The sequence below is a fragment of the Bradyrhizobium sp. STM 3557 genome (assembly GCF_045571465.1).
GTDB lineage: Bacteria > Pseudomonadota > Alphaproteobacteria > Rhizobiales > Xanthobacteraceae > Bradyrhizobium.
The window spans coordinates 342,446-355,767 of sequence record NZ_CP120697.1 but is presented as its reverse complement, the minus strand read 5'-3'; the positions used below and the strand labels follow the sequence as shown (position 1 = coordinate 355,767).

Below are 13,322 nucleotides of genomic sequence, written 5' to 3'. Positions count from 1 at the left end.
GTTTTGTGAGGTCGGCCAATTGCATATAGGCTCGGAGCATCGATGGCCGGAGCGACCGTGCAGAGCGCGCAACGCAATTCGCTGAGACTGTTGCGATGGATGATGATCGCCTCGTTGGCGCTGCCGCTCGGGCTGTTCATTGTCGCCTCCTTCGTCTCCTACACCGGGACACGGGACGAGGCCGACCGCGAGATCATGCGCTCGCTCGATGTGGTGCACGAGCACGCGCTGAAGGTATTCGAGACCATCGACCGCAGCCTCGCCGAGATCAACGAGATCGTCCGCGGGCTCTCCGACGACGAGATCCGCTCGCGCGAGCCGGTCCTGCATGAGCGGCTCAAAGAGCTCGTCGCCAGCCTGCCGCAGATGAAATCGGCCTGGGTGTTCGATGCGCAGGGCCGGGCGCTGGTGAACAGCCTGGTCTCGCCGCCGCCCGCGATCGACTTCTCCGACCGGGACTATTTCAGGGCGCACGTCCCCGCCGATATCGGCACCTATATCGGCACGGCGCTGGCGCCACGCTCTCCCTATCTGGGAGCGGCGTTCTTCGGCGTCAGCCGACGGCGCCTGAGCGCGGATGGAGAGTTCACCGGCGTGGTCCAGGCATCGCTGCTGCCGGAATATTTCGAGAATTTCTACGCCCGGATCGGCCGCGAGGCCGGCAGCTATTTCGCGGTGCGCCGCGCCGATGGCACCCCGCTCGCCGAGTTTCCGGCCTTGCCGGCCGATCGCGGCCTGGACCTGATCACGTTGAAAGCCATGGCCGAGCGCCCAGCCGGCCTCATCACTGTCACGTCGTCGATCGACGGTATCGAGCGGCGCATCGGCTATCAGCGGCTGGCTGAATATCCGGTCTATGTCAGCGCTGGTCTGGAGACCTCTGCGATCCGCGCCCGCTGGCTCGCCACCATGAGCCGGCAGTTGATCTTCGGCCTGCCCGCGACCGCGGTGCTGTTCCTGATCCTGATGCTGGCGCTGCGGCGGACACAAACACTCCACGCGGAAGCGGCGCGCCGCATGGAGGCCGAGGATGCGCTCAAGCACGGCCAGCGCATGGAGGCGCTGGGCCAGCTCACCGGCGGTGTCGCGCACGATTTCAACAACCTACTCACCGTGATCAGGGCGTCGGCCGATCTCTTGCGGCGGCCGAACCTGCCGGAGGAGCGGCGGCAGCGCTATATCGACGCGATCTCGGATACGGTGGAACGGGCCGCCAAGCTGACTGCACAGCTCCTGGCTTTCGCCCGGCGACAGGCACTGCAGCCGGAGGTATTCGATGCTGGCCGCAGCGTCAGCGCGCTGCGCGACATGATTCGCACCCTGGTGGGCTCGCGGATCGAGATCGTGATCGACATTCCGGATCAAGCCTGCCCCATCCATGCCGACGCTGGCCAGTTCGAGACCGCGTTGATCAACATGGCGGTCAATGCGCGCGATGCCATGGCCGGCGAGGGACGGCTCACGATCACCGTTGGCCTCGTCCCGGATCTGCCGGCCCCGGTGCGGCCCGGCGAGCCGCCGCCGCTCGGCTATGTGGCGGTGTCCGTCAAGGATACCGGGGTCGGCATCGCACGAGAGCAGTTCAACCGCATCTTCGAGCCGTTCTTCACCACCAAGACGATCGGCCAGGGCACCGGCCTCGGCCTGTCGCAGGTGTTCGGCTTTGCCAAGCAGTCCGGCGGCGAGGTCCAGGTCGCGAGCGAGCTCGGCCATGGCGCGACCTTCACGCTGTATCTGCCCCGCGTCGCCAACGAAATCGAGGCGGCGCAGCCACGGCTGGAGCCGACTGCGCCGATTGGCGGCGAGGGCATGTCGGTCCTCGTGGTCGAGGACAACATCGATGTCGGCCGTTCGGCGACCGACGCGCTTGCCGAGCTCGGCTATCGCACCACGCTGGTCGACAATGCCAAGGATGCCCTGGAAGAGCTGGTCGATGGCGACAGCGAGTTCGACGTCGTCTTCACCGACGTCGTGATGCCGGGCATGAGCGGGCTCGAGCTCGCCGCGGAGATTCGCCGGCTCGACTTTACCGTGCCCATCGTGCTGGCGAGCGGCTACAGCCACGTCCTGGCGCAGCAGGGTGCGCAAGGTTTCGAGCTGCTGCACAAGCCCTATACGATCGAGGAGCTGTCGCGCATGCTGCACAAGGTGGCGCGAACCCACCCTTCGCCATCGGCTGCGTCGCCGCACCAGTGACGCCAGACCTCTTAACGCCGGTGCCTTGCATTCGCGGTCGCGGCGCCGACCGGAACCAAGTGATTTCGGTTCCGTTGTCGGAGCATGGCGCAGGCGCAGACGACTTCCCGACCGACATCCGAAGCGGCTGCGGCCGAGAAGGAGGAGCCGATCGTTGCGATCGCGGCGGAAAACGGCGATGCAGTCGAGCCGCCGCCCCCCGAAGTGGACGAGCCCGATCCGGAGCTGTCGCCGGAAGAGGCCGAGCAGGTTCGCAAGAGCTATCTGCTGACGCGCTTCTGGATCAGCGCGCGCGGCTATTGGGGCAGAAGCGGCGACCGCCTCGCCTGGCTGCTCACGATCGGCCTGTTGGTGCTGATCGTCGCCAATGTCGCGGTCCAATATGGCATCAATGTCTGGAATCGCGCGATCTTCGACGCGATCGAGAAGCGCAACTCCGATGCCGTCTACCAACTGACCGCATTGTTCTTCCCGCTCGCGATCGGCAGCGTGGTGCTCGGCGTCGCGCAAGTCTATGCGCGGATGGCGATCCAGCGGCGCTGGCGCGCCTGGCTCACCGGCAGCGTGATCACGCGCTGGCTGACAAACGGCCGCTACTACCAGCTCAATTTGGTCAGCGGCGACCACAAGAATCCCGAATACCGCATCGCCGAGGACCTGCGCATCGCCACCGACTCGCCGGTCGATTTCATGTCCGGCGTCAGCTCGGCGCTGCTGTCGGCCGCTACCTTCATCGTCGTGCTCTGGACCATCGGGGGCGCGCTGACCATCCATCTCGGCGGCACGCCGATCACCATTCCCGGCTTCCTGGTCATCGCGGCCGTGGTCTATGCGGCGATCGCGTCCGGCTCGATCCTGGCGATCGGCCGCCGTTTCGTGGCGATCTCCGAGGACAAGAACCAGGCCGAGGCCGAATTCCGCTACACGCTGACCCGCGTGCGCGAGAATGGCGAGAGCATCGCTCTGCTCGGCGGCGAGCAGGAGGAGCGCGACGGCATCGACAAGACCTTCGGAAACGTGCTGCGGCAATGGGCGCGGCTGGCCGGCCAGCACATGCGCACCACGCTGGTGTCGCAGGGCTCGAGCCTGATTGCGCCCGTCGTTCCCGTGCTGTTGTGCGCGCCGAAGTTTCTCGATGGCAGCATGAGCCTCGGCGAGGTGATGCAGGCGGCAAGCGCCTTCACCATCGTGCAGAGCGCATTCGGATGGCTGGTCGACCATTATCCGAGCCTTGCCGATTGGAACGCCTGCGCCCGCCGGATCGCCTCGCTGATGATGTCGCTGGACGCGCTGGAGCGCGCCGAGCTCGGCGACGGTTTCGGCCGCATCAAGCGCGGCGAGACCGCGGGCGATGCCATGCTCAGCCTGAACGATCTCTCGGTGACGCTCGACGACGGCACCGCCGTCGTCGGCGAGACAGAGGTGGTGATCAATCCCGGTGAGCGGCTGCTTGTCGCCGGCGAATCCGGCACCGGCAAGAGCACGCTGGTGCGCGCGATCGCCGGCCTGTGGCCCTGGGGCGGTGGCAGCGTCAATTTCCATGCCGACCGCCGGCTCTTCATGCTGCCGCAGCGGCCTTACGTGCCCTCGGGCACTTTGCGCCGGGCCGTCGCCTATCCCGGCGCATCGGACGATTGGGACGGCGCGCAGATCAGCGAGGCGCTGCACAAGGTCGGGCTCGATCATCTCAAGGACAAGATCGAGCAGGAGGCGCCGTGGGATCAGACGCTGTCAGGCGGCGAGAAGCAGCGCCTCGCCTTCGCGCGGCTGCTGCTGCACAACCCCGATATCGTCGTGCTCGATGAAGCGACCTCGGCGCTGGACGCGAAGAGCCAGGACAAGATGATGGAGATGGTGACGACGGAGCTGCCGAAGGCCACCATCGTCAGCGTCGCGCACCGCGCCGAACTCGAGGCGTTCCACAGCCGCAAGATCGTGCTGGAGCGGCGCAAGGGCGGCGCCAAGCTGGTGAGCGACGTCGACCTGATCCCGCGCAAAGGCAAGCGGCGGCTGCTCGGCCGCTTCCTGCGCCAGCGCAGGACACCAGCAAAGAAGAAGGCGGCGTGAGCTTCTTCCAGTCTCCGCGTGATGCTGGATCATTGCCTCAAATCAAGTGTCGTCCCGGCTCGCGCTGCGCTTGGCCGGGACGGCATCGAAAATGAGGCGCTAACCCCTGCATTGGAGTCGACATCAAAACCGGTTATCACAGCCCGCTCCGAGTTCGAGTGCGAGGACGACGCAGTGACCCCCGACAATGATCCCGTGCCGCCGCCGTTCGGTGCGCTCGCCCCCAATGCGGCGCAGGCTGCGATCATCGCGCTCGCGCATCATTCGGGCCTGAAGCGCGGGGCCTTTCGCCCGATGCTGTCGCGGCTGGTCACTCTGTTGCGCGCCGGCCCCGTGGACGTGACCTATCAGGGCGCGTCCTTCCGCTTCTATCACCAGGCGAGCGCCACTGAGCGCGGCGCGCTGTTCAATCCCGACTACAACCGCGAGGAGCTCGATTTCCTGCGCAGCCACACGCCGGGCGGCGGCGTGTTCGTCGATGTCGGCGCCAATGTCGGCACCTATGCGCTGGCGCTCGCCCGTCACGTCGGTCCGCGCGGCTGCGTGATCGCCGTCGAGCCGCATCCGGTGACGCATGAACGGCTCGCCTTCAACCGCGCCGCTTCGGGCTTTGCGCAGGTGAGGCTGGTCGCCGCGGCGGCCGCCGATGCCGATGGCGAGTTGATGATCGCGACCGACGCCGACAATCTCGGCGCCAGCCATGTCGTGACCGGCCTGCCCGCCACCGATGCCACCAAGGTGCCCGCGTTGCGGCTGCAGCGCATCCTGGACGAGGCGAACGTGACCAAGGTCGACGCCTTGAAGATTGACGTCGAAGGCTTCGAGGACCGGGTGCTGATGTCCTTTTTTCGCGACGCGCCGCAGGCGCTCTGGCCGCGCGCGGTCGTCATCGAGCATCTATCGCGCGAGGAATGGCTCGAGGACTGCCTCGGCGACATGATCGGCCGCGGCTATCGCGAGACCGGCCGCACCCGCAGCAACACGCTGCTGCTGCGCAGCTAGTTCCGGCCTCGCCCCGGGAACATCGTCCGGCGTCGCGGCGTTGTCGACCTGGAACCCGAGGAGCGAGCATGCACCAGGACGCCAGGATCGCGCGCGATCCCGCCATCAACCTGTCTTTCGCCGGTGGCGGCGGGCGGCCTGATCTCGCCGACAACCGCAAGGTCGCGCTGTGATGCCAATCGAGCCTCCCGAGATTCCGCCGGCGACGCCGGGCCATCCGACCGTGCCGCCGCCAGAAGATCCGGTGGGCAATCCCAATCCCGAGATTCCAACGCCGGTCATCGAGCCCGGCATGCCGAATCCGCCCCGGGAGCTGCCGGGTGAGATGCCGCAGGAATCGCCGGGGCGCGGACCGAACAGCCCCACGCCGCCGAATCCAGCCACCGATTGAGTGAGCCGCAACGGGCCGCTTTGCGAAGCGACCCGTGGCCGCATCTGCTGCTGCGGCCGCATTTCGTCCCGCCTGATCTTCCAATCCAAGCCGTTGAAACTTAAGCCTGAATGAACCATGAACGGTTGCGCGGACGCGCCGCATTACGGCAGAAATAAATCGAAACCACCGTTTGAACACCGCCACATTCCGGCCTAACGCATATCTGTTCATCGCGCGCCTCGACCGAAACCACACCTGGGAACCGAGATCACATGACCAAACTTCGACTGCTGCTGCTTGCGACGACCGCCTTGTCGGCGATGCAAATGGCGAGCTCCGAATCGCATGCGCAGTCAGCACCGCTCGTGATGGCGCAGGCGCAGGGCGAAGTCGGCCCGGATGGACGGCCGAAGCAGCCTCCGCATGGCGGCCAGCCGCCGGCCGGCCAGCCGCAACGGCCGGGCGCGCCGCCGCCTGCCGCGGCCCCGCACCAACCTCCAGCCGCACCGCCCGCCGCCGCTCCACACCAGCCTCCAGCCGCGCCCCCGGCTCCGCCCGCCGCGCATCCGGCCGCACCGCCGCCGCCAGCGCCCGCCCCACATCCGACGGCACCGCCTCCGCCGGCTCCGGCGCCGCATGCTGCGCCGCCTCAGCCCCCTGCACCGCCGCCACCAGCACGCCCGACGGCTCCGCCTCCGCCCGCGGCAGCGCCGCCCGCACATCCGACTCCGCCGCCACCGCCACCCACGGCCCGTGAGCCTGCGCATCCGACACCGCCGGCGCCGCCCCCGTCGGCCAGAGAACCTGCTCGTCCAACGCCGCCGCCACCACCGCCCGCGGCCCGTGAGCCTGCACATCCGACACCGCCGCCGCCCTCGCCCCCGGCTCCGCAGGCGCCGAGCGCAGCCCCACCGACAGCGGCTCCCCCGTCGCACGCGACCCCACCAGCCGCAGGCACTCCGCCGTCCGGCGGCCGCCCCGGCACGCCGCCGAGCCCTGCGCCGTCAGCTACCCCCACACAACCGCCTGCCGCACCGCCGGCAGGTGGTCAGCCGCCCGCGGGCCGTCCCGGAGCAGCGCCGCAGGCTGCCCCGCAAGCGGCACCACAGGGGACGCCGCCTGGCGCCCCGCCGGTCCCGCCGCGCGGGGGCCCCAATGCACCGCCGGCCCCGAATGCACCCGCAGCACAGCCGCCCGCACCGGCAGGTGCGCCACCGGCCGCCGGACCCGGCGGCCGACCCGGGCGCCTCCGGCCGGACAACCGCCCGCTCCGGGCGGCCAGAGCGCCTTGCCTCAGGGGGCGCCACCGCCGGGCGCGCCGCCGACCCAGGTGAACCGTCCGCCGCCGCAGGTCGCCGCGCCGCTGCCGGCCCCGCCACCGCCGTCGCCTCAGGCCCTCACGCCACTGCCGCAAGGCGCGCCACCGCCCGGCCCGCAACGGCTGGAGGACTTCCGCGGCCAGCGCCGCGAGGTTCAGGAAGGTGGCCGCACCGTGATTTTCGAGCCGGGCCGCGTCATCGTGCGCGATCCGAGCGGGCAGGAGTTCGTCCGTCACGACGAGCTCGACCGCTTCCGCTTCGGTGCGCGCGACATCCGCGTGCTGCAGGAGCGCGGCGAGACCCGCACCGTCGTGATCCGTCCCGACGGCAGCGAGATCGTCACCGTCACCACGCCGGACGGTCGGCTGCTGCGCCGTATCCGCCGGGATCCGGGTGGCCGCGAGGTCATCATCATCGACAACACCTTCCGCGATCCCGCCGCGGTCGGCGGCTTCTATGTCGACCTGCCGCCGCCGACCATCCGCATCCCGTATGACCGCTACATCGTCGATGCTGCGGATGCGCCGCCGGACGTGATCTACGACACGCTGGAGGCGCCGCCGGTGGATCGGATCGAGCGACGTTATTCGCTCGACGAGATCCGCTACAGCCCGTCGGTGCGGCAGTTGATGCCGTCGATCGACCTCAACACCATCAACTTCGACACCGGGTCGTGGGAGATCTCGCCCGACCAGGCCGCGAAGCTGCAGGTGATCGCCGACGGCCTCAACCGGGCCATCCAGCGCAATCCGCGCGAGGTGTTCCTGATCGAGGGCCATACCGACGCGGTCGGCAACGACACCGACAACCTGTCGCTGTCGGACCGCCGCGCCGAATCCGCCGCGACGCTGCTGACCCAGCAGTTCAACGTTCCGGCGGAGAACCTGACGTCGCAGGGTTATGGCGCGCAGTATCTGAAGGAGCAGACGCAGGGACCGAGCCGCATCAACCGGCGCGTCACGGTCCGCCGCATCACCCCGCTGCTCAATGGCGGGCAGGCCTCGCTGCCGCCGCCCCCGCCCGGCGTCGCCCCGCCCCGCTGAGGCGCAGCTATCAACGCAAAAGGAAATGGCCGGGAGCGATCCCGGCCATTTTTTTCATTCGTTTTGCGCGCTGCTCATGACACCGTCATTGCGAGCGAAGCGAAGCAATCCAGCATCAGGAAGAATTGCTTCGTCGCCTTCGGCTCCTCGCAATAACGGGATCGAGATCGTTTCAAGAACGTCGTCATGCCCCGCTTAGGCGGGGCATCCAGTACGCCGCGGCTTCCGTGGCTTGACCGGACGATCACGGAGTACTGGATCGTCCGCCTGCGCGGACGATGACAGCAGAGCCAAACGCGACTGCAGTTCCCTCAGCTCTTGTCGTTCCCCAGCTGGAAGATCTGCGCGCCTTCCGGGCCCGACAGCAGGCCCGTGTCGGTGTAGAGCTTCAGCTTGGTGCGGGTGTCGGTGATGTCGAGATTGCGCATCGTCAGCTGGCCGATGCGGTCTGCCGGCGTGAACGCCGCGTCCTCGACCTTCTCCATGCTCAGCCGCTCCGGCTGATAGGTCAGGTTCGGACTTTCAGTGTTCAAGATCGAATAATCATTACCGCGGCGCAGTTCGAGCGTGACCTCGCCGGTGACGGCGCGCGCCACCCAGCGCTGCGCAGTCTCGCGCAGCATCAGCGCCTGCGAATCGAACCAGCGTCCCTGGTAGAGCAGCCGGCCGAGCCGCATGCCGCTGATGCGGTATTGCTCGATCGTATCCTCGTTATGGATGCCGGTGACCAGCCGCTCATAGACGATGTGCAAGAGTGCCATGCCCGGCGCCTCGTAGATGCCGCGGCTCTTGGCCTCGATGATCCGGTTTTCGATCTGGTCGCTCATGCCAAGGCCGTGCCGGCCGCCGATGGCGTTGGCCTCGAGGAACAGCGCGACGGGATCGGCGAAGGTCTGTCCGTTCAGTGCGACCGGCTGGCCTTCTTCGAAGCGCACCGTGACCGTCTCGGCCTTAACGGCGCAGTCGTCGCGCCAGAACGGCACCCCCATGATCGGATTGACGATCCGGATGCCGCTGGCAAGGCTCTCCAGATCCTTGGCCTCGTGGGTTGCACCGAGCAGGTTGCTGTCGGTCGAATACGCCTTCTCGGCGCTCATCTTGTAGTCGAACCCGTTGGCGGTCAGGAACGCCGACATCTCGGCGCGGCCGCCGAGCTCGTCGATGAACTGCTGGTCGAGCCAGGGCTTGTAGATCTTCAGGTTGGGATTAGTGAGCAGGCCGTAGCGATAGAAGCGCTCGATGTCGTTGCCCTTGTAGGTCGAGCCATCGCCCCAGATATTGACGCCGTCCTCCTTCATGGCAGCGACCAGCATCGTGCCGGTGACGGCGCGGCCGAGCGGCGTGGTGTTGAAATAGGTGATGCCGCCGGTCGAGATGTGGAACGCGCCGGACTGGATCGCCGCGATGCCCTCATGCACCAGCTGCCTGCGACAATCGACCAGCCGCGCCTTCTCGGCGCCGAAGCCGAGCGCCTTGCGCGGGATCTCGTCGTAATCGCTCTCGTCGGGCTGGCCGAGATTGGCGGTGTAGGCGAAGACGCGGGCGCCCTTGAGCTTCATCCACAGCAATGCCGCACTGGTGTCGAGACCACCCGAGAACGCAATGCCGACCTTGTCCCCCTTGGGCAGGCCTTTCAGGATCGTCGTCATGGAGCTTCCAATCGGTCGTAGATGTCTGGCGAATTGGCTGGGCGAATACCAGCTTTCGCCGGCCAGGGCACGCGTTTATTGGCCGCTGGCCGCGGCCGGGCGCCGGCGACGAAAGAGCCGGCGGGCGAAGCGATAGCCGGGCCACGCCAGGCGCGTCAGCGCGGCATCGATCGCCTCATCGGACAGCCGCGAAGGCCAGCGGTAGATGTAGCCATGGACAAGCCAGATGACGAAAAAACTGACGAGGCCGGCGGCCGCGACGTCGGTAAAGAAATGCCCGCCGAATGACATGCGCAGCACCGATGTCGTGATCCCGAACAGCACCGCCGCGGCGTAGGCGACGGGACGAATCGCGGGCGGCGTCAGCGCGGCCGGCGCGATGGTCCAGAAAGCCGTGGCGCCCTCTCCGGAGAAGAACGAGCAATTGTGAGGGCACCCTCCGCGCGGGTCCCACCACGCCACGAACGGCAGGTCGCCGCCCAGCGCGGTGACCGCGATCGGACGCGGCCGGCCCCAATAGGATTTGAAGGTGAAATTGGTCAGCACCCCGGCCGACAGCGACAAGGTCAGCAGCAGGAAGGCGATGGTGCGGCCGGACACCAGCAGCGGCCGGTCCGGGCGGATGAACTTCACCACCAGCGCCACGATCGAGGGCAGCGCGATCCCCCAGGCGATCCACATCGCAGCATCGCGCGCGAATGAGGCGACCTCGTTCGACTTCAAGGGAAAGCTGCGGGTCGTCGGATCGTAGAACAGCGCGGCGAGCTTGAGATCAAGCTCGGGAAAGATCCCGAACAACAGTCCAATGACGAGCGCCAGCGCCAGCGCGATGAAGAGTCCGGTCCGGTTCATGAGGGAAGCGTTTAGCGGAGCGAGGAAGGCGAGGAAACCCCCATCATTGCGAGCGCAAGCGACGTGTCCGCCGAAGCCCAATGGGCGAAGGCGGAAGCAATCCAGGGCCACGTCAATGAATCTGGATTGCTTCGTCGCTGACGCTCCTCGCAATGACGGCGTCCATGCATCACCGCGGCGAGCCGGACGGCAGCGGCGGCGGAGGCGGCAGACGCTGCGGCGGCCTGCGCCACGCGCCCGCGTTGCGCCCGGCGATCATCCAATAGACGAGGCCGCCGACGATGCCGGCGCCGGTCATGATCTCCAAATGGCGACGCACGATGCCTTCGAAGTGAAAGGTCTCGGGGTCGAACGGAATGAGGCCGAGATAGCCGGCGAGCCCGACCACGCCGCCGCCGATCGCATAGGCCAGCACGCTGCGGATCGAGAAGGCTTCGGTGATCAGCGCGATCAGCAGCGCCGGGATCAGCGCAACGCCGGAGACGAAGATGATGCCGAACCCGATGATGATGTCGAGCGCGCCCTGGTCGATCGGGCCCTCGCCGAGATCGGAGAATTCGGGGAACAGGATCGCACCGACCACGATCAGGCCGGCGACGAAGCAGGCGGCGAGAAAGGCGAACAGGATCACGAACAAGCGGCCGATCAGCGCCATGATACACCCCTCACTCCGTCATTGCGAGGAGCGCAAGCGACGAAGCAATCCAGCATCACGCGCGTAGGCCTGGATTGCTTCGCTTCGCTCGCAATGACGAAGGTTGGCATCCGGGATCAAGCTCAATCCGTCATCGCCATGGCGCGCAGGGCCTGGCGCTCGCGGGCCGACAATTTTTCGGTTTCCGACTTGAGCTGGCCGCAGGCGGCGAGAATGTCGCGGCCGCGCGGCGTACGCACCGGCGAGGAATAGCCCGCGTTGAAGACGTATTCGGAGAACTTCTCGATCTGCTCCCAGTCCGAGCACTCATAGGCGGTGCCCGGCCATGGATTGAACGGGATCAGGTTGATCTTGGCGGGAATGCCCTTGAGCAGCTTCACCAGGAGCTTGGCATCATCGAGCGAATCATTGACGCCCTTGAGCATCACATATTCGAAGGTGATGCGCCGTGCATTGGAGGCGCCGGGATAATCGCGGCAGGCCTTGAGCAGCTCGGCAATCGGATATTTGCGGTTCAGCGGCACCAGCTCGTTGCGCAGCTCGTCACGCACCGCATGCAGCGAGATCGCCAGCATCACGCCGATCTCCTCGCCGGCGCGGATGATGTTCGGTACCACGCCCGAGGTCGACAGCGTGATGCGGCGGCGGGAGATGCCGATGCCTTCATTGTCCGCGACGATCGCGAGCGCATCGCGCACCGCATCGAAATTGTAGAGCGGCTCGCCCATGCCCATCATCACGATGTTGGTGACGAGACGGTTGCCGTGCGGGGTGTCGCGGTCGGCCCAGTCGTTCAGGCGATCGCGCGCCACCATGACCTGGCCGACGATCTCGCCGGCGGTGAGATTGCGCACCAGGCGCTGCGTGCCGGTGTGGCAGAACGCGCAGTTGAGCGTGCAGCCGACCTGCGAGGAGACGCACAACGTGCCGCGATCGGTCTCGGGAATGTAGACGCACTCGACCTCATGCGCCTTCTGCAGGTCATCGCCGCTCGGCAGCCGCAGCAGCCATTTGCGGGTGCCGTCATTGGAGATCTGCTCGGCGACCACCTCGGGACGGTCGACCGTGAAGCGCTCCGCGAGCCCTGCGCGCGTCTCCTTGGAAACCGACGTCATCTCATCGAAGCTCTTGGCGCCGCGGAAATAGATCCAATGCCAGAGCTGCTGCACCCGCATCTTCTGCTGCCGCGGCGGCACGCCGATCTCGCCGAGCTTTAAGGCAAGCTCCTCGCGCGACAGCCCGATCAGCGACGGCCGGGCCGGCGGCACGTAGGTTTCGAGCGGGGTCTTCTCGAGGGGCGCGGAAGATTGGCGCAGCTCGGCAGTCGACGACATCTTCAAGTGATCCAACGTGCTGATTGGCCGCGGCGGCCGGAAGCTTCAAGCAGCTTTATATAATCATCCGAGCCGCGATTGCGACCACGACACGCACAAATGGTGCCTGGTTAACGGTGGCAATCCTGCCGCCGGCAGCGTTATCGTTTGCAGTCCTGCGCGATGCGGTCGAGCGCCTGAGCGAGGCCCTTCAGCGAAAAAGTGTCGGTGGTCTCCGTGCCCTTGGCGGAGACGCCCTTGACCACCGCCTCGGGAGCCCGGCGCATCGCTTCCACCATCCGCTCCTCTTCCGCGGCGTTCTTGATCCAGAGCCCGTCGCCCTGCGTGTACATCGCGTAAGCAGCGCCGCCGACCTCGAGCGTCGATTCCGAGCCGGGCTTCAGCGCATAGCCGATCATGATCGACACTTCGTTGAACACCTTCTCGGACGGCCGGGTCGAGACGAAGGCATAGGCGGGGTCACGTGGACGGTTCGGCGGATTGGTCTTCGAGGACGTCGGCTTGGCCAGCGCGAAGCAGACCTTCTTGCCATTCGGCGCTGCCGTGTAGGCGCCCCAACCGCCGAACTGACCGATCAAGGTGGGCTCGACGCCGCCGACGCTCGGGACAGCAGGCTTGGCTTCCGCCTTGGGCGTCGGCGCCGCGGCCTTCGGCACGGCCGCCTTGGGCGCTTCCTTGGGCGCCTTCGGTGCTGCGCCTTGCGCCGCTGCAAGACTGGGAACCCCGAGCACCAGCCCGCCGGTCGCCAGCGCTGTCAGTAACCGCCGAAACATGATCAGATGTGATTCCCCCGACGTCTTGGTTCTATCAATATTGTGACTGGAAGATGGCC

The 13,322-nt window shown here is 67.0% G+C and carries 10 protein-coding genes; 5 read left to right on the top strand and 5 right to left on the bottom strand.

All coding sequences use genetic code 11. From position 1 onward, the window contains the following. The first annotated feature begins 57 nt into the window (after positions 1 to 57). The 5 genes from P6U24_RS01600 to P6U24_RS01580 all read left to right on the top strand — a co-directional run bounded on the left by P6U24_RS01600 (position 58) and on the right by P6U24_RS01580 (position 8,000). A complete protein-coding gene (locus P6U24_RS01600) occupies positions 58 to 2,196 on the top strand; it encodes an ATP-binding protein (RefSeq protein WP_407160733.1) in 2,139 nt (712 codons plus the stop codon). Between the two features lie 84 nt (positions 2,197 to 2,280). Next, entirely contained in the window at positions 2,281 to 4,263 is a 1,983-nt protein-coding gene (locus P6U24_RS01595) for an ABC transporter ATP-binding protein/permease (protein WP_407157473.1), read from the top strand. Positions 4,264 to 4,437: 174 nt separating this feature from the next. Beyond that, the gene (locus P6U24_RS01590) at positions 4,438 to 5,265 is read left to right on the top strand and encodes an FkbM family methyltransferase (protein WP_407157472.1); all 828 of its coding nucleotides are present in this window, start codon (positions 4,438 to 4,440) and stop codon (positions 5,263 to 5,265) included. A gap of 172 nt (positions 5,266 to 5,437) precedes the next feature. Next, the gene (locus tag P6U24_RS01585; RefSeq protein ID WP_407157471.1) at positions 5,438 to 5,656 is read left to right on the top strand and encodes a hypothetical protein; all 219 of its coding nucleotides are present in this window, start codon (positions 5,438 to 5,440) and stop codon (positions 5,654 to 5,656) included. A gap of 1,270 nt (positions 5,657 to 6,926) precedes the next feature. After that, a complete protein-coding gene (locus P6U24_RS01580; protein WP_407157470.1) occupies positions 6,927 to 8,000 on the top strand; it encodes an OmpA family protein in 1,074 nt (357 codons plus the stop codon). A gap of 311 nt (positions 8,001 to 8,311) precedes the next feature. Here the strand turns inward: P6U24_RS01580 and argG are convergent, their stop codons facing one another. The 5 genes from argG to P6U24_RS01555 all read right to left on the bottom strand — a co-directional run bounded on the left by argG (position 8,312) and on the right by P6U24_RS01555 (position 13,263). Next, positions 8,312 to 9,649 carry an argininosuccinate synthase gene (argG, locus tag P6U24_RS01575; protein ID WP_407157469.1) on the bottom strand — a complete coding sequence of 446 codons (1,338 nt, stop codon included), beginning with the start codon at positions 9,647 to 9,649 and terminating at the stop codon, positions 8,312 to 8,314. Positions 9,650 to 9,724: 75 nt separating this feature from the next. Continuing rightward, positions 9,725 to 10,501: a phosphatase PAP2 family protein gene (locus P6U24_RS01570; protein ID WP_407157468.1), complete on the bottom strand. Its 777-nt coding sequence runs from the start codon at positions 10,499 to 10,501 to the stop codon at positions 9,725 to 9,727. A gap of 169 nt (positions 10,502 to 10,670) precedes the next feature. Further along, positions 10,671 to 11,156 carry a hypothetical protein gene (locus tag P6U24_RS01565; protein WP_407157467.1) on the bottom strand — a complete coding sequence of 162 codons (486 nt, stop codon included), beginning with the start codon at positions 11,154 to 11,156 and terminating at the stop codon, positions 10,671 to 10,673. A 122-nt stretch (positions 11,157 to 11,278) separates the two neighbouring features. Then, the gene (gene rlmN / locus P6U24_RS01560; RefSeq protein WP_407157466.1) at positions 11,279 to 12,490 is read right to left on the bottom strand and encodes a 23S rRNA (adenine(2503)-C(2))-methyltransferase RlmN; all 1,212 of its coding nucleotides are present in this window, start codon (positions 12,488 to 12,490) and stop codon (positions 11,279 to 11,281) included. A 140-nt stretch (positions 12,491 to 12,630) separates the two neighbouring features. Next, positions 12,631 to 13,263, bottom strand: a complete 633-nt coding sequence (locus P6U24_RS01555) for an invasion associated locus B family protein (RefSeq protein WP_407157465.1) — start codon at positions 13,261 to 13,263, stop codon at positions 12,631 to 12,633. Between the last annotated feature and the right edge of the window lie 59 nt (positions 13,264 to 13,322).

Excerpts from the sequence above, each read along its gene's own strand:
- rlmN (WP_407157466.1), bottom strand. The coding sequence starts at position 12,490 with ATGTCGTCGACTGCCGAGCTGCGCCAATCTTCCGCGCCCCTCGAGAAG.
- P6U24_RS01565 (WP_407157467.1), bottom strand. The coding sequence starts at position 11,156 with ATGGCGCTGATCGGCCGCTTGTTCGTGATCCTGTTCGCCTTTCTCGCC.
- P6U24_RS01595 (WP_407157473.1), top strand. The coding sequence starts at position 2,281 with ATGGCGCAGGCGCAGACGACTTCCCGACCGACATCCGAAGCGGCTGCG.
- P6U24_RS01555 (WP_407157465.1), bottom strand. The coding sequence starts at position 13,263 with ATGTTTCGGCGGTTACTGACAGCGCTGGCGACCGGCGGGCTGGTGCTC.
- P6U24_RS01570 (WP_407157468.1), bottom strand. The coding sequence starts at position 10,501 with ATGAACCGGACCGGACTCTTCATCGCGCTGGCGCTGGCGCTCGTCATT.
- P6U24_RS01585 (WP_407157471.1), top strand. The coding sequence starts at position 5,438 with ATGCCAATCGAGCCTCCCGAGATTCCGCCGGCGACGCCGGGCCATCCG.
- argG (WP_407157469.1), bottom strand. The coding sequence starts at position 9,649 with ATGACGACGATCCTGAAAGGCCTGCCCAAGGGGGACAAGGTCGGCATT.